The sequence below is a fragment of the Faecalibacterium sp. genome, assembly GCF_052358865.1.
In the GTDB taxonomy this organism is placed as follows: domain Bacteria; phylum Bacillota; class Clostridia; order Oscillospirales; family Ruminococcaceae; genus Faecalibacterium; species Faecalibacterium butyricigenerans.
Genome location: NZ_DAWCVJ010000029.1, coordinates 1 through 21,362 on the forward strand (window position 1 = coordinate 1; position 21,362 = coordinate 21,362).

Consider the following 21,362-nt stretch of genomic DNA (forward strand, 5'->3'; position numbering starts at 1 on the left):
GGGGCGGCGGTGGGGCGGGACTCACAGCGTTGGGCCTCCTCCTCGCCGCAAAAGGGGCAATTCCTGGTCGGTCCAAATATAGCAGTTTGCGTTTTTAATGCACAGGCAACATCCGCAAACTGCATGTCGCAAAGATGCCGTTTTGACAGGCACTATTTTTGAAAATTGCGATAAAAACTCAGGACAGATTTGCATCAGGATCCAGCGGCTCAGTTTTTCTTTGCGCCCTTGCGCTCGCTCCATGCCACCCAGGCGGAGGTGGAGACACACAGCGAGGTGTACACGCCGCTGAGCATACCCATCATCAGGGGGAAGGCAAAGGTAAAGATGCTGTCCAGACCATACAGCTTGGAGACGACGCACATCACGCCCAGCGCCATCACGGTGGTGACGGTGGTGATGATGGTGCGGCGGGCCGACTGGTTGACAGAGTGGTTGACCAGCTCTTCGAAGCTGGCCTTCTTGCCCAGCAGGCTGCGATTCTCACGGATGCGGTCGTAGACGACGACGGTATCGTTGATGGAGTAGCCGAGGATGGTCAGCATCGCCGCAATGAAGTTGCCATCCAGCGGGGCACGCAGCAGCACGAAGGTGCCGAACACCACCATCAGGTCGTTGAGCAGGGCCAGAACGGCCATCATGCCGCCGGTCAGGCCGCCGATCCTCTTGAAGCGGTATGCGATGTAGGCGAGGATGAGCACCAGCGCGAACACCACGGCCACCAGACTCTTCTGGAGGAACTTCATGCCCATTGCGGCGCTGACGTTGCTCAGAGAGAGCTGTGCGAAGGAGTTGTCAGGGTAGCTCTCATTCAGGGAGTCCAGCAGGGTCTGTACCTCGTCGGTGGTGACGGTCTCGGTGCCGGGCATCGAGATCTTCAGGGTCTGCTCCCCTGTTGCGACGTTCTCGCCGGTCTGCAGGGTCAAGCCATTGCTGCCCAGCGCCTCGGAGGCCGTTTTCTGGACGGCAGACATCTCAAAGCTGTTCTCGTAGCTCAGGGTGATCATCGCACCGCCGGTGAACTCAGTGTCCAGATGGACGCCCAGCACCACTGCACAGAGGACGATCGCCGCCATCAGACAGGCGGAGAAGGTCAGGAAACGCTTGCGCAGACCGACAAAGTTGATCTGCTTCTTCTCGGCAGGAGTTTTGCCGGGAGCATCCGCACCGTAGAGGCAGGGGTTCCGCAGAGCCTTGATGGAAGCAGCGCCCCGGATCATGGTACGGGTAGCAAAGATGCCAAACACGAAGTTGAGCAGCACGCCAGTGAGCAGCGTGTAGCCGAAGGCGTAGATGGTGCCTGCGGTCGAGGGGCCGAAGGCGAAGAAGACGAAGTGCAGGGCCTTGGCAAAGAAGCCGTCCGAGGGGCCGAAGGCACCCATCAGGACGACCGCGACGATGACGATGGTCACGTTGCCGTCGATAATGGGGGTCAGGCCGCGGGCAAAGCCGCTCTTGAGCGCGCCGTCGAGGCTCTTGCCGCTGCGCAGCTCTTCCTTGATGCGCTCGGCGGTGATGACGTTGGCATCCACGCCCATGCCGATGGCGAGGATGATGCCAGCGATGCCGGGCAGGGTCAGGGTGAAGCTCTCAAACACCGGGAAGTAGCCGGAGACGAAGGCCAGCGTGGCCGCCACCTGACCGGCCAGCGCGATGCAGGCGAGGAAGCCGGGCAGGCGGTAGAGGGCCGTCATGAGCACGAGGATGAGGGCAAAGGCGATGACACCGGCCAGCACCATGGCGCTCAGGCTGTTCTCGCCCAGACTCGGGCTGATGGTGGAGTAGCTGTCCACGCTCAGCGCAAAGGGCAGAGAGCCGGAGTTGATCTGGCGGGCCATTTTGACGACATCTTCCTGCGTGAAGGGATTCGCCGCAGAGCTGGTGATGATGGCAGAGCCGTCGGTGATGGCGGCGTTGACGCTGGCGGTGCTGACGTTCTCGTCGTCCAGCCAGATGCTGATGCTGCCGCCGTTCTGGTACAGACGGGTGGTGGCGTCGCCGAATGCCTTGGCACCCTCGTCAGTAAACTTCAGCGCCACATAGTACTCGGAGCTGCTGCCGTTGACGGGGCCGTACTGGGCAGCAGCGCTCTCCACCATCGAGCCGTCAAGGACCAGCGCACCGTCTGCGCTGCTCCCCTCCCGGAAGGTCAGGTAGGCGGTGGTGCCGATCTCCTCAATGGCGGCTTCGGGGTCGAACTCGGTCTCGCCCGACTGCCACGGGAACTCGAGGATGAGGCTGTCGGAGTTGTTGTCCACATACAGCTCATAGTCGGTCACGTTGAGGGCGACCAGACGGTTCTCGATGACCAGCTGAGCAGCCTCAAGCTGGTCGTCGGTGGCGTCGTAGCCGTCGGAGGGGACGAAGGTGACGTTGACGCCGCCCTTGATGTCCACACCGAAGCGGATGTCCTTCGCTCCCTTGATGTAGGTGGTGGTCACATCACCGTACTTGACCGCAACACCGAAGAACGCCGTATAGACGAACGCCGCGATCACGAGCACCGTGAGGATAAGCTGCCATGCTTTGCCTTTCGTTTTCATATGAATCGGGAAACCTCCAAATATAATATGAAGCTGCTTTCCGGTCTTGGAAACAACTTCAAAATCTCCGCTGCGCCGTCTGAGCGGCAGCACAGCGGAGATTTGTGCAGTGGAAAGATCAGTCCTTTTCCGTCAGCAGTTTCTCGACTGCTGCCAGACGGACGCAGACACAGAGCAGGTCGGATGCGGTCTCCACCTCATCCAGACTGGGATAAGTGGGCGCGATGCGCAGGTGGGAATCATCCGGGTCCTTGTGGTAGGGGTATGCAGAGCCTGCGCCGGTGAGGGTCAGGCCGCACTCCTTGCACAGCTGAGCCACCCGCTTTGCGCAGCCGGGCATGACATAGAGGCTGATGAAGTAGCCGCCCTTGGGGTTCGTCCAGTGGGCGATGTCGCCGCAGGGGGTCAGCTCTTCGTTGAAGGCTGTCTTGACGGCGTCGAAGCAGGGCACCAGACGACGGCGGTGCTTTGCCATGTGGGCCAGAACGCCCTCCTTGTTCTTGAGGAAGCGGACGTGGCGCAGCTGGTTCATCTTATCGTAGCTGATGATCATGACCGAGAAGCGCTTGCAGATGTACTTCATCATGGCCTCGCTGCAAGCCAGAGCGGAGACGCCAGCGCCCGGGAAGGTGATTTTGCTGGTGGAGGTGAACATAAAGACGCGGTCTTCGTTGCCGTACTTCTTGCACTCGTTCAGCAGGACGGGGGTCTCGATGATCTCCTCCGTCAGATGGTGGACGATGTAAGCCTCATCCCAGAAGATCTTGAAGTCGGGGGCGGCGGTCTTCATCTTGGCGAAGCGATCGATGGTCTCGTCGCTGTAGGTGTAGCCGTCGGGGTTGGAATACTGCGGCACGCACCAGATGCCCTTGATGGTGTCATCCTCGGCCACCAGCTTCTCGACGACGTCCATGTCGGGGCCGTTCGGGGTCATGGGGACGCTGATCAGCTCGAAGCCGAACTCCTCGGTGATGGCAAAATGGCGGTCATAGCCGGGCACCGGGCAGAGGAACTTCCGCTTCTCCACCTGAGACCACGGGCAGGGAGACTCCGGGAAACCGAAGCTGTAGCCCATCGAGATGAGGTTGTACATCAGCTGCAGGCTGGAGTTGCCGCCCACAAAGACCTCCTCGGGCTTCACGCCCATCACGTCGGCGAACAGCTCACGGGCCTCATGCAGGCCCTCCAGATCGCCGTAGTTGCGGGCGTCGGTGCCGGCGTCGGTGGTGTAATCCGTCATCTGCAGCAGACCCATTGCCAGATCCATCTGGTGAGGGCCGGGCTTGCCGCGGGCCATGTTCAGCTTCAGGCCCATCGCCTGAAACTTCTTGTACTCTTCTTCCAGAGCCACCTTTTCGGCAGCCAGTTCGTCGCGGGTCATCTCAAAATAATTTGCCATAACACACACTCCTTTATCGTACGTTCTATTTCCCACAGGGTCCGGTACTGTTTTTCTGCGAAGCAGGTTCATGCCAGTGGGCCGCTCCGATTTTTACCCTCACAGTTCCAGACTTTTATAGTTTACTACAATTTGACCTCGGAAACAAGTCGGATGGCACAAAAAGACCCCGCCAAAAAGTAAAAAGCTTTCAGCGGGGCCTGCTCTCCCCTGCTGCGCGCTGCCGCTCAGCTCAGGGAAGGCTGGTTCTTATAACGCTTGCGCACTGCACCGTACTCCATGTGCGCCTCGCCGCCCTCTACCGTATCCTCGTCGATGGTGACGCGGATGATGGTGGGGTCTGTTGGCACATTGTACATGACGGGCATCAGGATGTTCTCCATCACGCTGCGCAGACCGCGGGCACCGGTCTTGCGCTCGATGGTCTTCCGCGCAATGGCGTGGAGGGCCTCATCGGTGATGTTCAGCTCCACATTATCCATGGCCAGCAGTTCTTTGTACTGCTTGACCAGACTGTTTCGAGGCTCCTTCAGGACGCGCACCAGCGCATCCTCGTCCAGATCATCCAGCACCGTAATGACCGGCAGACGGCCGATCAGCTCGGGGATGAGGCCGAACTTGACGAGGTCGTGGGGTTCGACCTTCTGCAGCAGGGCTTTCTGGGCCTCGCTGGAATTGTCCTTCAGGCTGCTGCCGAAGCCCAGAGCAGACTTATCGGTGCGGCGGAGGATATACTTGTCCAGACCGTCGAAGGCACCGCCGCAGATGAAGAGGATGTTGGTGGTGTCGATCTGGATGAACTCCTGCTGAGGGTGCTTGCGGCCGCCCTGCGGGGGAACATTGCTGACCGTTCCCTCCAGGATCTTCAGCAGAGCCTGCTGGACGCCCTCACCGCCTACATCACGGGTGATGGAGGGGTTCTCGCTCTTGCGGGTGATCTTGTCGATCTCATCGATATAGATGATGCCGATCTGTGCCTTCTGGACGTCGAAGTCTGCGGCCTGAATGAGCTTGAGCAGGATGTTCTCCACGTCCTCGCCCACATAGCCGGCCTCCGTCAGGGTGGTGGCATCTGCGATGGCGAAGGGCACGCCCAGCATCTTGGCCAGTGTCTGGGCCAGCAGGGTCTTGCCGACACCGGAGGGGCCGAGGAGCAGGACGTTGGACTTCTGCAGCTCAACGTCGGCGCCCTTGCCGCTCAGGATGCGCTTGTAGTGGTTGTAGACCGAGACGGCCAGCACACGCTTGGCCTCATCCTGACCGATGACGTACTGGTCAAGTCCCTCCTTGATCTCCGCAGGGGTCTTGATGTTGATGGAAAGCTCGTCAGACGGCTGGATGCGTGCCCGGCTGGCACTGCCGCGGCTGGGGCGGGAGCTGCTGCCCGAGTGATCCGGCTTGTCCGAGAGCAGATCGGCACAGAGGCCGATGCATTCGCTGCAGATGTTCACGCCGGGACCGATGATCATCCGCTCCACTTCATCCTGATGTTTGCCGCAGAAGCTGCAGACCAGATCCTTTTCGTTTTTATCTCTGCCGGAATTGTTATTAGCCATAACCGTTTTTCCTTATCCTGGGTGTATTGCTTTCTGCCGCTCAGCGGTGGGTGATGACCTCATCGATGAGGCCGTATTCCTTGGCCTCCTGCGCAGAAAGGAAGTTGTCACGCTCGGTATCCAGCTCCACCTTTTCCAGCGGCTGGCCGGTGTACTCGCTGAGCAGCCGGTTCATCTTGGCGCGGGTGCGGACGAGATGGTCGGCATGGATCTTGATGTCGGTAGCCTGTCCGGACAGACCGCCGCCCTGACCGCCGGCGATGAGGGGCTGGTGGATCATGATCTCGGCGTTGGGCAGGGCGAAGCGCTTGCCCTTGGTGCCGCTGGCCAGCAGGAACGCACCCATCGAGGCGGCCATGCCCATGCAGATGGTGGAGACGTCACACTTGATATACTGGATGGTATCGTGGATGGCCATACCTGCGCTGATGGAGCCGCCGGGGCTGTTGATATACAGGCTGATGTCCTTATCGGGGTCCTGCCCTTCCAGATACAGCAGCTGTGCCACGACAAGGCTGGCGGAGGTGTCGTTGACATCCTCGCTCAGCACAATGATGCGGTCGTTCAGCAGACGGGAGAAAATATCATAGGAACGCTCCCCGTGCGCCGACTGCTCGACAACGTAAGGAACAAAACTCATAGGGTTCGCCTCCTGAATGAAAAATTATTGTATTTGCAAAATTGACCGATACGGCAAGCACACAGGGCCGTAGCCGTATCGGTCAATTTCAACAACCTTCACTTACAGAGCCGGGGACTTTCCCTGCCCTGCATGACCTTGTGCGCCGGAATTACTCAGCGTCAGCGGTCTTCTCGGCCTCAGCGGCCTTCTCCACGACATTTGCGTGGCTCTTGATGAAGTCGATTGCCTTATTGATGGCCAGATCGTGCTTCACCTCGTCCACGTTGATCAGCTCGCGGACCTTGTCCTCTTCCATCTTGTACTGGTCAGCAATGCGCTTGACCTCGGCATTCAGCTCGTCCTCAGTGGCCTCGATGTTCTCGGCAGCTGCGACAGCCTCCAGAGCCAGACGGATCTTGACCTGCTTCTCAGCCTGCGGCATGAAGGAAGCACGGAACTGATCGACGGACTGGCCCATATACTTCAGGTAGTCCTCGAGGCGCAGGCCCTGCTGCTCCATACGGAAAGCAAAGTCGTTGACCAGCTCGTCCATGCGGACATCGTACATGGCCTGAGGGATCTCAGCCTCCATGCCCTCGATGACCTGATCGACCAGAGCGTTCTCGACGGCCAAATCGTCCTGCTTGTCCAGCTGCTCCTGATTGTTCTTGCGGATGGAAGCCTTGAACTCGTCCAGAGTGTCGTACTCGGAGCAGTCCTTTGCCAGCTCGTCGTCCAGAGCGGGCAGCTCCTTGTACTTGACTTCGTGCAGCTTGATCTTGAAGACAGCGGGCTTGCCAGCCAGCTCGGCAGCCTGATACTGCTCGGGGAAGGTGACGTTGACGTCAAACTCCTCACCAGCAGCGTGGCCGACGATCTGATCCTCGAAGCCGGGGATGAAGCTGCCGCTGCCCAGAGTCAGGCTGTAGTGCTCTGCCTTGCCGCCCTCGAATGCAACGCCGTCCACAAAGCCCTCGAAGTCGATGTCAACGATGTCGCCGTTCTCAGCAGCACCCTCACGGGTCAGCTCACGGGCGTTGCGCTCCTGCACACGCTTCAGCTCGGCCTCGACAGCCTCGTCAGAAACAGTATGGACCGTCTTCTCGACGGTCAGACCGTTGTAAGCGCCGATCTTCACCTCGGGCTTGACTGCGACCTTGACGGTCAGGGTAGCGCCCTCAGCTTCGCTGGCGGAATCGACGGAGACCTCAGGACGGCCCACCGGCTCGATACCGGCAGCCTTGACAGCCTCTTCGTAAGCTGCGGGGAACAGCTCGTTGATGGCGTCATAGGTAAAGACATCAGCGCCGTACATCTTCTCGATCAGAGCCTTGGGAGCCTTGCCCTTGCGGAAGCCCTGAACAGGGTACTTCTTGCCCTCCTTCTTGAAGACATCGGCAACTGCTGCCTTGAAGGCCTCAGCGTCGATGGAGAACTGCAGCTCTGCCATGCTCTTCTCGAGCTTTTCGCACTTGATGAAATTCATTTTGTGTATCCTCCACTCAAATATTGTATTGCGTTGGGGCAGCGGGAAAACTGCCGCCTGCAACCGCGCACCGCGTCCTTGCTGTTGCGAAATGCGGGGACGCGCGCGCTCAAATTGGGTGCAACAATCGCGTCACAACCTATTATAACACGCTTGTGATAGAATTGCCACCCCAAATTTTGACTTTTTGTTATTTCCGACCTTTCCGTCCCGTCCTCAGTTGATGCGGTAGGGGCAGAACTTCAGGCCGTCGGCGCTGACGAGCTTGTAGCGGATGCCGTCCACATCACCCTGCACGGCATACCGGATGGCGTTGCCGTGCAGATGGCCGTAGTAGCAGGTCCGGATGCCGTAGGCCTTCAGCGTCGCCACGATCTCAGGGGCGCTGGTGCCGGTGTAGACCGGCGGATAATGCAGGAACACCAGCTTCTCCAGCCCCGGCTCTGCGGCGTCAAGGCTCATTTTGAGCCGCCCGATCTCCCGGTTCATCACCTTTTCGTCGTGGGCCTCCCCCACATCGAACAGCCAGCCCCGGGTGCCGCAGATGGCGTAACCCTCCACGGCGTAGGAGTTGTTGTGCAGGATGTGGAGGGTGTCAAAGCCCTCGGCCTTCAGGTAAGCGTTCATCTTGTTGGCGGTGGTCCACCAATAATCGTGGTTCCCCTTCATGATGAGCTTCTGCCCCGGCAGCTGCTGCAAGAACGCAAAGTCCTTCCGGGTGTCGGTCAGCCGCATGGCCCAGCTGATGTCGCCTGCAAGGACGATGGTGTCCTCGGGCTTGATGAGCTTGCGCCAGTTGCGTTCCAGCCGCTCCACATAGCCGTTCCAGCCGGGGAAAACGTCCATCGGCTTGGAGGCACCTAGGGAGAGGTGGGTATCGCCAAGCACAAAAAGTGCCATAGTTTATTTACTCCTGTTCTGGTTTTCATCACGCCTGATAGCCCAGCGCCACCTCCGCGATCCCCGCCGGGTCGATGACGGTGCTGAACCGCTCGGCCTTCTGCCGCAGGGCGGCAAGGCTTGCGGGCGCGGTCCGGCCGGTGGCTTCTTCCAGCGCCTGCATGGCCTCGAAATCGTTCTCCGGTGCGGTATGACCCAGAGCCTCCAGCACGCTGCGGGGGAACTTGAAGGGTGAGGCGGTGGAGAGCACCACCATCGGCACGCCGTCCCGCTTCTTCTGGGCAGCGACGTGGAACGCCACAGCCGTGTGGGTGTCGCAGAGGTAGCCGTCCTTCTCGTAGCGGGCGCGGATCTCCCCTGCCACCTGCTCCTCGCTGCTCCAGCCGCAGTCGAAGCTCTCCCGGATCGCCGCCAGCGTCTCGGGGCGGACGGTGTAGCTGCCTGTCTCATTCAGGCTCTTCATCAGACCGGCCACCTCGGCATCGCTGCCGGTGACGTGGTAGAGCAGACGCTCGAGGTTGGAGGAGACGAGGATGTCCATGCTGGGCGAGGTGGTCTTATAAAACTCCCGCTTGGCGGTGTAAGTACCGGTGGAGAGGAAGTCGGTCAGGACATTGTTCTGGTTAGAGGCGCAGACCAGCCTGCCCACGGGCAGACCCATCTGCTTTGCATAATAGCCCGCCAGAATATCGCCGAAGTTGCCGGTAGGCACGCAGAAATCCACCTCGTCGCCGAAGGCGATCTTCCCGGCCTTGAGCAGCTGGGCGTAGGCGGCAAAATAGTAGACGATCTGGGGCACAAGGCGGCCCCAGTTGATGGAGTTGGCACTGGAAAGGCGGATGTTCCGCTCGGCCAGCTTGGCCGCGATGGCTTTGTCGCCGAAGACCCGCTTCACGCCGGTCTGGGCATCGTCGAAGTTGCCCCGCACCGCGTAGACCGCGACATTCGCCCCCTCCTGCGTCGCCATCTGCAGGCGCTGGATCTCGCTGGTGCCGCCCGTGGGGTAGAACACAGCGATCTCGACGCCCGGGATGTCGTGGTAACCATCCAGCGCAGCCTTGCCGGTGTCGCCGCTGGTGGCCACGAGGATGAGGGTCTTTTCGGTGCGGGAGAGGTTCTTCTTTGCCTCCACGAGAAGCTTGGGCATCAGCTGGAGGGCGTAGTCCTTGAACGCACAGGTCGGGCCATGCCACAGCTCAAGGGCATAGGTGTCCCCTTCCACCGGGGCCAGATAGCCTGCCTTGCCGCCGAACGCCTCCCCGTAGGTGGTGCGGGTGGCTTCAGCGAGGAAGTCCTTGGAGTAATCGGTCAGATATTCGCTGACGACGGCAGCGGCCAGCGCGGGATAATCCAGCTGGCACAGCGCCCTGACGTCCACCTGCGGAAAGCGTTCCGGGACGAACAGACCGCCCTCATCCGACAGGCCCTGTGCGATCGCCTGAGAGGCGGTCACAATGCGGTCATGGTCTCTCGTGCTGAAAAATTTCATCATTATCGCTCCTTTTTGCCAGAAGGCCCATCACTCGGCCTCATCCTGCGGCAGCGGCCCGAGGCCGTTTTCTGCCTTTTCCCACCGGGTTTTTCTGCGCGCGTCTAGCTTTTTGCCCAGAAAGCACCCTTTATAATATGTACCATCCAGCGCCCGCTGTCAAGAGGGACGACCTCAGCCACGTCGAAACGCACCGGTTCGTCGCTCTGACGGGTGCTCTGGAGATACAATGCGGCAGATGCGATGATACGCCTCTGCTTCGCGGCATTCACCGCAGCGGCAGGGGTATCCAGAGAGTCTTTGGCGCGGGTCTTGACCTCGCAGAACACCAGTGTCCCGTCCGGTTCCCGCAGGATGAGGTCGATCTCCCCCATCCGGGTGTGATAATTGTGGCCGAGAAGCTCTGCCCCCTGCTTCTGGTAGAAGCGGGCCGCGGCGGCCTCTCCTCTTTGGCCCGTCTCGGCCCGGCCCATCACTTGCCTTCGGGCCAGTAGCCCTGTTTTTTGAGGAAGCTGCGGCGGTAGAAGGGCTGGATGCCGTACTGTGCAATGAGTTCATAGTGCAGCTTTGTGCCGTAGCCCTTGTGCCTCGCCAGCTGATACTGGGGATACTGCTTGTCCAGCTCCAGCATATAGCGGTCACGGCTGACTTTCGCCAGCACTGACGCTGCGCCGATGCTGGCGCTGGTGGCATCGCCCTTCACCACCGGCTGTGCGGGCATGGTCAGCCCTGCCGGAGTCCGGTTGCCGTCCACGAGGACGAGGTTGGGCACGATGTCCAGCCCCTCCACGGCCTGACGCATCCCGCCCATGGTGGCGTTGAGGATGTTGTCGCGGTCAATGACGTCTGGGCCGACGAAGACGATCTTATAGGCCAGCGCCTTTTCGATGATCTGCTCGAAGAGGGCCTCCCGTTTTTTCTCGGTCAGCTTCTTCGAGTCGTTGATGCCGTAGACCGGAGCCTCGGGGTCAAGGATGCAGGCGGCCACGCAGACCGGGCCGCAGAGCGGGCCGCGGCCCGCCTCGTCCACACCTGCAAAGCAGCCGTACTGCGCCCGGATGTCGGCATCATAGGCGTAGAGCGGCGCAGAGATCTCCTCGTCTGTCCGGCGCTTCATTCCTCGTCCTCCTCGGCAAAGTCCGCCACATCGTCCCGCTGGGGCGGGCGCTCGAGGGAGATGCGGCCCCACTTGCAGGCGCGGAACTCGTCCACCAGCATGATCGCGCAGCGCTCGGTGTCCACCTCGCCGCCCCGCACCAGCAGGCCGCGCTTGCGGCCGATGGCCTCCATCAGCTCGTAGGGCGGCAGAGCCAGCGTCTCGGCGTCCAGCTTGTACCGCTGGGCCACGAGGTCGGGATAGTTGCGGCGCACCTCATCCAGAAGGTTCATAGCCAGCTCTTCGACGTCAAGGATGTCGTCCTTGATGGAGCCGATGAAGGCCAGATTCGAGGCGATGGTCTTGGAATCGAATTTCTTCCAGAGCACGCCGGGCATATCCAGCAGGTCGAATTTCTCGGTGCTGACCCACTGCTTGCCCTTGGTCACGCCGGGGCGGTCGGCAGCCTTGGCACGGGCCGAGCCTGCGAAGGTATTGATGAAGGTGGATTTTCCCACATTCGGGATGCCGCAGAGCATCACCTGCGTCTTTGCGCCGCCCATGCCGCGGTTCTGGCGGCGGGCCAGCAGGCCGGACAGCTCCTTCTCGATGGCGGCCTTGACGGCGTTCGCGCCGCCCTTCTGCTTGGCGCTGATGGCCACACAGCCTGCGTCGGCCTCGTGGAAGTAGCGGATCCACTCCTCCGTCACGGCGGGGTCGGCGAGGTCGGCCTTGTTCAGCGCATAGAGCTTGGGCTTGCGGGCCGTGATGCGCTCGATCTCCGGGTTGAGGCTGGACAGCGGGATGCGGGCGTCCAGCAGCACAAGGCTGGCGTCAACGTGCAGGATCTCCTGCTCCATCATCCGCAGCGTCTTGGTCATATGGCCCGGAAACCATTGGATGGTATATTGGTTTGCAAACCGGGTGTCCTGATTGTTCATTTTACTACTCCAAAATCCGAAAAGGGCAAAAAGCAGAGCAGCACTTTGCCCAGTATATCCTGTTCGTCGATGCAGCCGACATAGCTCGAGCGGCTGTCCAGCGAGGCGTTGCGGTTGTCTCCCATAACGAAGACCGTCCCCTCCGGCACAGTGTAGGGAAACTCCACGTCATAGCCCAGATAGGTCGGCTCTGCAATGTAATCCTCTTCCAGCACCTTGCCGTTCACCTTCACGGTGCCGGCGGCGTAGTCGATGGAGATGGTGTCGCCGCCCTTGGCGATGACCCGTTTGACCAGCGGCCGGCCATAACTGGTGTAGCTGTCCACGATGACCACATCGCCCCGCTGCGGCTCGTATCCTGCGCCCCAGACGATGAGCTTGTCTCCGTTTTCCAGCGTAGGCACCATCGACTCGCCATCCACCTGAATGATGCGGAAAAAGAAGGAGAACACCAGCACCAACACCAGCGCCGCCGAAATGAGCGCTTCGTACCATTCCAGCAGGCTCTGCCCACGGGCAGCGGGCTGTGACTGTTCCATATCCGATGCACCTCTTTGTCCGGGCCTGCGCCCGTTTTTATTTTCTCTGTCCCTGCGCCAAAAGCGCCGTATAACAGAAAAAAGGGGACAAACAAGTTGCCCCCTTTTCTCCCGCTTTGAAACGGGGAATCATCAAATATCGCTCTTGACCTTGGCAGCCTTGCCGGTGCGGCCACGCAGGTAGAACAGCTTTGCGCGGCGGACCTTGCCCTTACGGACAACAGTGACCTTCTCGACGAAGGGGCTGTTGATGGGGAAGACACGCTCGATGCCGACGCCGTAGGAAACGCGGCGAACGGTAAAGGTCTCTGCGACGCCGCCGTGCTTCTTTGCAATGACGGTGCCCTCGAAGGCCTGAATACGCTCACGCTCGCCTTCCTTGATACGAACATCAACGCGGACGGTATCGCCGACGTTGAACTGGGGCTTCTCAGCCTTGATGCTGCCTTCAGAAATGATCTTCAGTGCGTCCATTTTAATTCCTCCATTTGTTTTTAGACGTTCATGCACGGCGAACTGCCGTCAGAGGACCGCCCGTTTAATGATATGTGTCATTAACCCCGCTGTGGTCTCAGCGGACACTAACGCCCTAATAGGATAGCACAAACCGCCCGCAAAAGCAAGGGGTTCGTGCAAATTTATGCGGGAAATTTTCATTCCGGCCCCGCCGGGCCGTTCTTACTGAAACTTCTGCTTGTCCGCCGTCAGGAATTCGGTGCGCAGGATGGAGGCGCTCGCCGCAGACAGGCCGAATCTTGCTTCCAGCGCCGCCGTCAGCAGCGAGGGGTTCAGGTTCAGCTCCTGTGCAGCGGGCAGACAGACGGCAAAGCTCACGCTCTCCCCTTCCGGCTCAAGCGTGAGCGTGGGGACGTAAGCTTTCATCTCGACCATCCGGACGCCGCGCTTGCTCTTCTTCTCCACCGGCACGCTGTCGAGGGTGTTGTACTGCTCAAGCAGCGGCGCAGCAGAGGCCGGGTAGCGGATGCGGTAGCAGGCGTAGGCAATGGCGTCGGCCTTCATCTTTACCGGCTCCACCCGGTAGACCTCGATGCCAGTGGGCACGATGGCGTTCAGCGCCGTCTGCCACTGGGCAAAGTCGGGGGCTTCGGCCTCGGTCTTTACGTCCACGCATTCACACTCGCTCTCCTGCCCCAGCGAGAGCGGGCAGGCAAAGGTCATATAGATATGGGGGTTGAAGCCCAGCGTGTGCCACACCGGCAGTCCGCTGCGCTTGAGCACCCGCTGCATCACCCGCTGCAGATCCAGCAGGGAGATGTAGGAGGCTTCGTCCCTCTTCTTAAACGAGATCCTGACTGTAATCAAAGCACGGTCCTCCTAACAGATGATTGGCGCCGCAGCCGTGGCAGGCACGGTTGCAGGGCTGGGTGGTCTGGGCTGCGAGGGCCTTGTTGTACTCCCGCACCAGATATTCGTGGGTGACGCCATAGTCCATATGGCTCCACGGCGTCACCTCGTCCAGACCGATGGGGCGCTGGCAGTAGAACTTCGGGTCGATGCCCATGTCCTCGAAGACCTTCAGCCATGTGTCGTACTGGAAGCACTCTTCCCAGCCGTCGAAGTAGCAGCCCCGCTTGTAGGCCTCAAGGATGACCGGGGCCAAGCGGCGGTCGCCCTTGGCGAAGACGCCCTCGAGGAAGCTGGTGGTGCTGTCGTGGTAGTTGACCTTGATCTTCCGGCTGTGGACGCTCTCCAGCAGATGCTTCTGCTTGGCCTTGAGCATTTCCTCGGTGTCCATGGGGACGAACTGGAAGGGAGTGTGGGGCTTAGGCACGAAGCAGGCGCAGCTGATGGTCACCTGCACGCCGCGGCCCTTGGCGTGCTTGGGGTTGGAGTAGTAGAGGTCCACCACCTTCTGGGCCGTCTCGGCGATGCCCTCGATGTCCTCCATCGTCTCGGTGGGCAGGCCCATCATGAAGTAGAGCTTGACGGAGGTGTAGCCGTTGGCGAAGGCCAGCGAGCAGGTCTTCTCGATCTCGTCCCACGTGACGTTCTTGTTGATGACGTCGCGCAGGCGCTGGGTGCCGGCCTCGGCGGCAAAGGTCAGGCCGCTTTTGCGCACCTTGGTGGTCTTTTCGATGAGGCTCTGGGAGAAGTTGTCCATCCGCAGGGAGGGCAGCGACAGGCTGACGTGCTCTTTCGGTGCCCACTCGTTCAGGTCGTCCAGCAGCTCTTCCAGCTGGCTGTGGTCGGAGGTGGACAGGCTGGAAAGGCTCAGCTCCTCATAGCCGGTGTTGGCACAGAGGTCCTGTGCCGCCTTGTTCAGCAGGCTGGCGTCGCGCTGGCGCATGGGGCGGTAGAGGAAACCGGCCTGACAGAACCGGCAGCCCCGCACGCAGCCCCGCAGCACCTCGACGCTGGCGCGGTCCTGGATCGCGCCCACCATGGGGACGACGAAGTTGGTCGGGGGCGCAAACTCGTTCAGGTCCTTGATGATGGCCTTGGTGACGACGGCCGGGATGCCCGGCTCATTGGGGGTGATGGACTTGACGCGGCCATCCTCGCAGTATTCGACATCGTAGAACGCCGGGATATAGACGCCGGGAATTTTGGCGATGCGGCGCAGCAGCTCCTTCTTGGAGACATTGCCCTCCTTCTTCGCCTTTTCGATCTCGGCACAGATGCCGGGCAGCTGGTTCTCGCCCTCGCCCAGCTGGATGACGTCGAAGAAATCCGCGATCGGCTCAGAGTTGCAGGCACAGGGGCCGCCTGCCACGATGAGCGGCCAGCGCTCGTCGCGGTCTTTCGAATAGAACGGGATGCCCGCCAGCTCCAGCATGGCGAGGATGTTGGTGTAGGACAGCTCATATTGGAGCGTGAAGCCCACGGCATCGAAGTCGGTGAGAGGGTCTTTGCTCTCCATCGTGTAGAGGGACAGACCCAGACGCTCCATCTCCGCCTTCATATCCAGCCACGGCATGAAGGCGCGCTCGCACCACCAGTTCTTATGGCTGTTCAGCAGCTCATAGAGTATCTTTTCGCCCAGAAAAGACATTCCCACTTCGTAGGTGTCCGGGAAGCAGAACGCAAAGCGGACGTCCACCTCATCTTTATTTTTATACACGCTGCCCGGTTCGCCGCCGGTATAACGGCCCGGCTTCTGCACCCGGGACAGCGCTTCTTTCAGTTTCGGATCAAACATCAAGCTCCTCCATTTGACAATACGGATTTCATGTTTCCTTATTGTACCCTATTTTGAGGAGGATTGCAACAGACAGCGCACCATCTGCGCCCCGTCCAGCGGCGGGATGGGCAGGAGATTGAATGCCCCGGTGAGGACGTTGGCCGCGAGAAAGGCGCTGTCCCGGATGGCAGCGTACTGCTCCATCCGCACCGCCCAGACAGCGGCCAGCAGAGCGTTCGTCCCCGGCCCGGCGGCAGCGAGAAGAAAGGTCTGCCCCCGGGTGAGGGCCTGCCCCCTCGTCCGCATACAAAAGCCGGTCATGGTCACTTCGATGACCGGCAGGCGGCGGAAGAGGGCCAGATAGACGAGGATATGCCCCAGCTCATGGAGGACAGCTGCATACAGGCCGATGCGCAGAAAGCCGCTGGCGTCGGACCAGAGCAGCAGATACAGCGACCCGCAGAGCAAGAGCGGGTCACGGAAGACCAGCGGCCCTGCCCGGACGAGCCGCCTCATGGCAGACCCAGCAGCGCCCCGGCGTCATAGCGGATGCCCTGCTCAAGAAGCTCGAAATGGAGGTGTGCCCCGGTGGAGCGGCCGGTCTCCCCTGCTGTGCCCAGCGGCTGGCCCGCCTGCACCACCTCCCCGGCCCGGACGAAGAGGTATTGGAGGTGGGCGTAAAGCGTCTCCTGCCCGTCGCTGTGGCTCAGGCGGAGATAGTTGCCGTAGGTCGCGCTCCGCCGGGCGGCAGATACGACGCCGTCCATCGCGGCCAGCACCCGCGTCCCTTCCGCGCAGGCGAGGTCTGTGCCCCGGTGAAAGGTTTCTTCGCCGGTGAGGGGGTCAGTGCGCCAGCCGTAGGCGTCTGAGACGCGCCATCCATTCGTCCCCAGTGGGAAGCAGACGGCCTGCGTCGGCCGCACCCGTTCCAGCGAGCAGCCCTCCGGCGCAGTCTTGGCGGCACAGGCCCGCAGCACAGTCATACAGAACAAAACGGCGCAGAACGCCGCGAAGATGACCCATCCCTTTGTGCTCTGCTGTCTTGTCCGCATCGGCGTCCCTCCTGCTCTCTGCACTATATGCAGCAGAAGGGGCAGCCAGAACACAAAAAAGCTGCCGCCAGCTTTGGGGGCTGACGGCAGCGGGTCTCATCATTTCCGGAAATATCCGAGCAGACGGCCCAGCAGGCCGGTGCTGCGGGAACGGCTCTCGGTGACGACAACGGGCATGGGGGCAGGAGCGGCCTTCGCCTGCGGCTTTTCTGCCGGGGCGGGAGCGGCGGGCTGAGGTACAGCCTTTGCGGGTGCGGCAGGCTTCTCCGGGGCCTTGATGGGCTTCGGCGGTTCAACGGGCGCAGCTGCCTTGTCCCGGGCGGTCCAGTCGTCCCGGAGAAGGTCGTACATCCCCATCTGGCTGTTCACCAGCGGCTCGCCGGGGGCGGGCTTGACCTTCTGGTAGCTGCCGTCCGGCTGCATCTCGCGGGCGTTGACGTTGTCGCTGAGCTGAAGCCGGAGGATGCTGTCCAGCTTTTCCTTCAGGACGGGGTCTTCCACCCGGACGCCCACCTCCACGCGGCACTCGGTGTTGCGGGTGAGGAAATCGCCGGAGGCGATATAGGTGCGGGTGTTGACCCCATCGAAGAAGCTGTAGATGCGGCCATGCTCAAGGTAGCGGCCCACGAGGCTGCGGATGTGGAGGTTCTCGGTCTTTCCGGGCACACCGGCGCGGACGCAGCAGATGCCGCGGACGATCATGTCGATGCGGACCCCCGCACAGCTGGCCTCCTCGAGCTTCAGGATGATGTCCCGGTCGGAGATGGAGTTGTTCTTGAGGATCATGGAGGCCGGACGCCCCAGACGGGCGGCGTTGATGACCCGGTCCATCTCGTCCAGCAGGACGCTCTTGAAGCGCAGAGGCGCCACCAGCATCTTTTCGCTCTCTTCCGTCAGCTTCTGCACGGCGAGGTTCTGGAAGACATTGGAAGCCTCCTCGCCGATGCCGAGGTCGGCGGTGATGAAGGAGTAGTCGGTGTAAAGCTCACTGGTCTTCTCGTTGTAGTTGCCGGTGCCGATCTGGGTGATGTAGGAGTAGCCATGAGCGCTCTTTTTGGTGATGAGGGTCAGCTTGGAGTGCACCTTGTAGTCGTCGAAGCCGTAGATGACGGTGCATCCCGCTTCCTCGAGGTGCTTCGACCAGTCGATGTTGTTCTGCTCATCAAAGCGGGCGCGCAGCTCCACCAGCGCCACGACCTCCTTGCCGTTTTCGGCGGCCTCCACGAGGGCCTGCACGATCTGGGACTCCCGGGCCATCCGGTAGAGGGTCATCTTGATGGAGATGACGTCGGGGTCCTGCGCGGCCTTTTTGAGCATCGCAATGAAGGGGCGGATGGACTGGTACGGATAGCTCAGCAGCACATCATGCTTTTCCACCTCGGCGGTGAGGTCGTAGTCCTGCGGAGGCAGCATGGGCCGGGCCGACGAATAGAACAGCTCCGGGTGTCCGTCGGACTCCATCCGGCTCGTGAGCTTGAAGAAGAAGCTCAGGTCAAGGGGGCTTTTCTGGACGAAGACCCGCTTGTGGGTCAGCTCGAGGCGGTTGCACAGCAGCTGCGTGACCTGCGGCGCGGCAGGGATGACCTGCAGCCGCACCGCGGCCAGCTTGCGGCGGCGCTTGAGCAGGTCGGCCATGATCTCGCGGTAGTCGATGTCATGGTCCATCATCCCCTCTTTCACGTCGATGTCGGCGTTGCGGGTGACCCGGAAGAGGCACTTTTCCTGCACGTTCTCCTTACCGAAGATGAGGGCCGCATAGTGGAGCACCAGCTCTTCCGTCAGGGCAAAAAGCGTCTCGTTGTCCTTCCGGACGAGGTGCATCCGCTCCATCTGGCTCGAGATGGGTACGATGCCGAGGGTGTTCTCCGCAGAGTGCTTTTCGTGGAGGAGGACGCCGAGGTAGATCTCCTTATTGCGCAGGAACGGGAAAGGGTGGCGGCTGTCCACGATCTGGGGGCTGAGGATGGGGAAAAGCTCGCTCTGGAAATACTTTTTCCAGAAATGCTCGTCCTCCTTGGTCAGCTTATCGAAGTCCACCTTGCGGTAGCCGCAGGCGGCCAGATTTTCCAGCGCTTTGGCGTAATATTTGTCGCAGTCCTCCTGAAGCTGGGCCGTCTTGGGCATGATGGCGGCAAGCTGCTCCTCCGCCGTCATGTTGGTCTTATTCTCCCGCTTCTCCTTCTTGCCGCGCATGAGGTTTGCCCGCTCTTGGAGCGAGCCGACGCGCACCATGAAGAACTCGTCCAGATTGGAGCCATAGATGGACAGAAACTTGAGCTGCTCGGCCAGCGGGACATTTTTATCCTTGCCCAGCACCAGCACGCGGCGGTTGAAATCCAGCCAGCTCAGTTCCCGGTTGATAAAGATGCTCTCTTCACTCATGATGATTCCTCTTTCCTGCGAGGGGGGTCCCCTCAGCTCAGATAGACGAGGCCCTGCCATCCGTCTATCATATCCTGCGTAACGCCCGGCACCTGCGCCACCTCGCCGAGGCTCCGGAAGGGGCCGTGGGTGAGGCGGTATTCCAAGATCGCTCTCGCCTTCTTTTCCCCGAGGCCGGGCAGGGTCGTCATCGCGTCCACCCCGGCGGTGTTGAGGTCCACCCGGAAGGACTCCCGCAGCGCCTCCGGCGCGGACGCCGGAACATCCTGCGCCGGGGCGGGCGGCACGGCATACCACAGTGCCAGCCCGACGATGCACGCTGCCGCCGCTGCTGCCAGCGCCAGAAAGCGGCGCTGGCGGGGCGCGGACATAGTTTCTTTCATTGTACTAGAAATCCCTCCAAAAAGAAAGTCTCCTGCGGAAAATTTGCAGGAGACTTTACACAATTTTTACGAAGCAGCTTCAGCACTTCGCACAAGGCCATAGAAAAACTCTGCCGCCGCGCCGGTGTCGTGGTCGGTCAGGGTCGTCTGACTGGCGGCAAGGCGCAGCTCCACCGGGGCATCGGCCGGGACGACGCTCTGCCTGGCCTGACGGACAAGCTCCAGCATCTGGCCGCATCCGGCGGCGACGGTGAGCTGGTCTGCGGTGCAGTTGATGGGCAGGCAGACCGCCCCCAGCATCGCCTCCGCCGAGACCGTGCCCGGCGTCAGCACCATGACGTCCATGCCGATGCGCTCCGAGCGCAGCATGGCGGCATTGTCCCCCAGCGCCCGTTCCAGCAGGGCCTGAATGGGCAGCTGCTGGCGGTCCTGATAGAGCAGGATGCGCAGCACGTCCTCGCCCCGGACATCGGCGGGGCTGCACAGGGTAAAGGGGGTGAACTCCCGGCGCAGATGGCGCTCAAGGGCGGTGCTCATCCGCAGCACGCGGGTGGAGCCGTCGGCCATCTGCAGCGCGATGCCAAGCCCCACCGCAGCGGGCAGCTTCTTGAAGATGGACTCCTCACAGCCCGCGAAGCTGCACAGCGGCTGGCCGCCGCCCTCCGAGAACCGGTAAGCCAGCGTGCCGCCGCAGGTCAGTGCAGGCGCGGCGAGGCGCACCCCGCCCAGCACGGCGCGGACAGCCCGGGGCGATCGCTGGGTGAAGACGGTCAGGCGGCCGCCCCGGCTGGAAAACAGCTGCAGCACGTCCCGGACGACCTGCGGCATATTGCCGTCACCGGCCAAGAGAAGGTGGTCCAGATCGCAGAGCACGAGCGCAGAATCGAGAAGTTTTGTCATACAGTCCCCCTCCTGAGCGATGCGATAAAGTGGGTGAAATACTCCGGCAGCTCCGAATCGAAGCGGAGCTGCTCCCCCGTGATGGGGTGGATGAAGCCCAGCGTCTTGGCGTGGAGGCACTGGCCGTGGAGCTTGGTGATGCAGTTGTGCGGGCCATACACAGGGTCGCCCGCCACGGGGTGCTGGATGGACGCCATATGGACGCGGATCTGGTGGGTGCGGCCCGTCTTGAGGCGGCACTCCAGCAGGGTGAAGCCCCCGAAGCGCTCCAGCACCTTGTAGCCGGTGTAGGCGTACTTGGTGTGCGGCTCGCTGGCCGGGTAGACCGCCATCTTTTTGCGGTCGGTCTTGGAGCGGCCCAGATTGGCCTCCACAAAGCCCTCGTCCTGTGCAAAGCCGCCGTAAACGACGGTCTGGTAGGCCCGCTCCACGCTGTGGACGGCCATCTGCTGGGACAGGCCGATGTGGGTGGCGTCGTCCTTCGCCACCACCAGCAACCCGCTGGTGTCCTTGTCGATGCGGTGGACGATGCCGGGGCGTATCTCACCGCCGATGCCCGAGAGGCTGCCCTTGCAGTGCCAGAGCAGGGCGTTTACCAGCGTGCCGTCCGGGTTGCCCGGGGCCGGATGGACCACCATCCCCTTGGGCTTGTTCACCACCAGAAGATGGTCGTCCTCATACACGATGTCCAGCGGGATGTTCTGCGGCACGGCCTCGATGGGCTTTGCGTCGGGGATCTCCAGCAGGATGGTATCCCCCGCCTTGAGCTTGAGGCTCTTGGCGATGCTCCTGCCGTTGCAGAGCACATGGCCCTCGGCCACGAGGCCCTGCAGCGCGCTGCGGGAAAGCCCGGTGTCCTCCCCGCTGAGGAAGCGGTCGATGCGCTGGCCTGCGGCCTCCGCCTCCACGATAAATTCACGCTGTTCCATGTT

At 61.4% G+C, this 21,362-nt stretch carries 20 protein-coding genes; all 20 read right to left on the reverse strand.

The window, feature by feature from the left end; all coding sequences use genetic code 11:
• Positions 1-209: 209 nt before the first annotated feature.
• Positions 210-2,543 carry a protein translocase subunit SecF gene (gene secF, locus ACT8X9_RS06455; protein ID WP_444268485.1) on the reverse strand — a complete coding sequence of 778 codons (2,334 nt, stop codon included), beginning with the start codon at positions 2,541-2,543 and terminating at the stop codon, positions 210-212.
• A gap of 118 nt (positions 2,544-2,661) precedes the next feature.
• Complete coding sequence (locus ACT8X9_RS06460; protein WP_444268486.1) at positions 2,662-3,942, reverse strand: aminotransferase class I/II-fold pyridoxal phosphate-dependent enzyme; 1,281 nt, start codon at positions 3,940-3,942, stop codon at positions 2,662-2,664.
• 227 nt (positions 3,943-4,169) lie between these two features.
• Positions 4,170-5,498, reverse strand: a complete 1,329-nt coding sequence (gene clpX / locus ACT8X9_RS06465) for an ATP-dependent Clp protease ATP-binding subunit ClpX (RefSeq protein ID WP_444268487.1) — start codon at positions 5,496-5,498, stop codon at positions 4,170-4,172.
• 40 nt (positions 5,499-5,538) lie between these two features.
• Complete coding sequence (locus tag ACT8X9_RS06470) at positions 5,539-6,138, reverse strand: ATP-dependent Clp protease proteolytic subunit (RefSeq protein ID WP_227620800.1); 600 nt, start codon at positions 6,136-6,138, stop codon at positions 5,539-5,541.
• Between the two features lie 151 nt (positions 6,139-6,289).
• Positions 6,290-7,606: a trigger factor gene (gene tig, locus ACT8X9_RS06475; protein WP_227620799.1), complete on the reverse strand. Its 1,317-nt coding sequence runs from the start codon at positions 7,604-7,606 to the stop codon at positions 6,290-6,292.
• Between the two features lie 216 nt (positions 7,607-7,822).
• A complete protein-coding gene (locus tag ACT8X9_RS06480; RefSeq protein WP_227620798.1) occupies positions 7,823-8,506 on the reverse strand; it encodes a metallophosphoesterase in 684 nt (227 codons plus the stop codon).
• A gap of 28 nt (positions 8,507-8,534) precedes the next feature.
• A complete protein-coding gene (gene thrC, locus ACT8X9_RS06485; protein ID WP_444268488.1) occupies positions 8,535-9,995 on the reverse strand; it encodes a threonine synthase in 1,461 nt (486 codons plus the stop codon).
• 104 nt (positions 9,996-10,099) lie between these two features.
• Positions 10,100-10,468 (reverse strand): YraN family protein, encoded by a 369-nt coding sequence (locus tag ACT8X9_RS06490; protein WP_249233013.1) that lies wholly within the window; start codon positions 10,466-10,468, stop codon positions 10,100-10,102.
• Entirely contained in the window at positions 10,468-11,112 is a 645-nt protein-coding gene (locus ACT8X9_RS06495) for a ribonuclease HII (protein WP_444268489.1), read from the reverse strand. Before ACT8X9_RS06495 ends, ACT8X9_RS06490 begins: the two co-directional genes overlap by 1 nt.
• Positions 11,109-12,032 carry a ribosome biogenesis GTPase YlqF gene (gene ylqF / locus ACT8X9_RS06500; protein ID WP_444268490.1) on the reverse strand — a complete coding sequence of 308 codons (924 nt, stop codon included), beginning with the start codon at positions 12,030-12,032 and terminating at the stop codon, positions 11,109-11,111. Before ylqF ends, ACT8X9_RS06495 begins: the two co-directional genes overlap by 4 nt.
• Positions 12,029-12,571 (reverse strand): signal peptidase I, encoded by a 543-nt coding sequence (lepB, locus tag ACT8X9_RS06505; RefSeq protein ID WP_249233015.1) that lies wholly within the window; start codon positions 12,569-12,571, stop codon positions 12,029-12,031. The genes ylqF and lepB overlap by 4 nt, the downstream gene beginning before the upstream one ends.
• Before the next feature lie 132 nt (positions 12,572-12,703).
• A complete protein-coding gene (gene rplS / locus ACT8X9_RS06510; RefSeq protein ID WP_149793326.1) occupies positions 12,704-13,045 on the reverse strand; it encodes a 50S ribosomal protein L19 in 342 nt (113 codons plus the stop codon).
• A 204-nt stretch (positions 13,046-13,249) separates the two neighbouring features.
• Complete coding sequence (locus ACT8X9_RS06515; RefSeq protein WP_444268491.1) at positions 13,250-13,894, reverse strand: TIGR03936 family radical SAM-associated protein; 645 nt, start codon at positions 13,892-13,894, stop codon at positions 13,250-13,252.
• Positions 13,869-15,731, reverse strand: coding sequence for a TIGR03960 family B12-binding radical SAM protein (locus ACT8X9_RS06520; RefSeq protein ID WP_444268492.1), 1,863 nt, complete (start codon positions 15,729-15,731; stop codon positions 13,869-13,871). The genes ACT8X9_RS06515 and ACT8X9_RS06520 overlap by 26 nt, the downstream gene beginning before the upstream one ends.
• Positions 15,732-15,779: 48 nt before the next feature.
• Complete coding sequence (locus ACT8X9_RS06525) at positions 15,780-16,229, reverse strand: peptidase (protein WP_444268493.1); 450 nt, start codon at positions 16,227-16,229, stop codon at positions 15,780-15,782.
• Positions 16,226-16,765, reverse strand: coding sequence for a M23 family metallopeptidase (locus ACT8X9_RS06530; protein ID WP_444268494.1), 540 nt, complete (start codon positions 16,763-16,765; stop codon positions 16,226-16,228). The genes ACT8X9_RS06525 and ACT8X9_RS06530 overlap by 4 nt, the downstream gene beginning before the upstream one ends.
• A gap of 99 nt (positions 16,766-16,864) precedes the next feature.
• On the reverse strand, positions 16,865-19,147 hold the full coding sequence (ppk1, locus tag ACT8X9_RS06535; protein ID WP_444268495.1) for a polyphosphate kinase 1: 2,283 nt from the start codon (positions 19,145-19,147) through the stop codon (positions 16,865-16,867).
• A gap of 32 nt (positions 19,148-19,179) precedes the next feature.
• Positions 19,180-19,530, reverse strand: a complete 351-nt coding sequence (locus tag ACT8X9_RS06540) for a ComEA family DNA-binding protein (RefSeq protein ID WP_412591162.1) — start codon at positions 19,528-19,530, stop codon at positions 19,180-19,182.
• 66 nt (positions 19,531-19,596) lie between these two features.
• Entirely contained in the window at positions 19,597-20,430 is an 834-nt protein-coding gene (locus ACT8X9_RS06545) for an HAD family hydrolase (protein WP_227621117.1), read from the reverse strand.
• Positions 20,427-21,359: an RluA family pseudouridine synthase gene (locus ACT8X9_RS06550; protein WP_444268496.1), complete on the reverse strand. Its 933-nt coding sequence runs from the start codon at positions 21,357-21,359 to the stop codon at positions 20,427-20,429. Before ACT8X9_RS06550 ends, ACT8X9_RS06545 begins: the two co-directional genes overlap by 4 nt.
• Between the last annotated feature and the right edge of the window lie 3 nt (positions 21,360-21,362).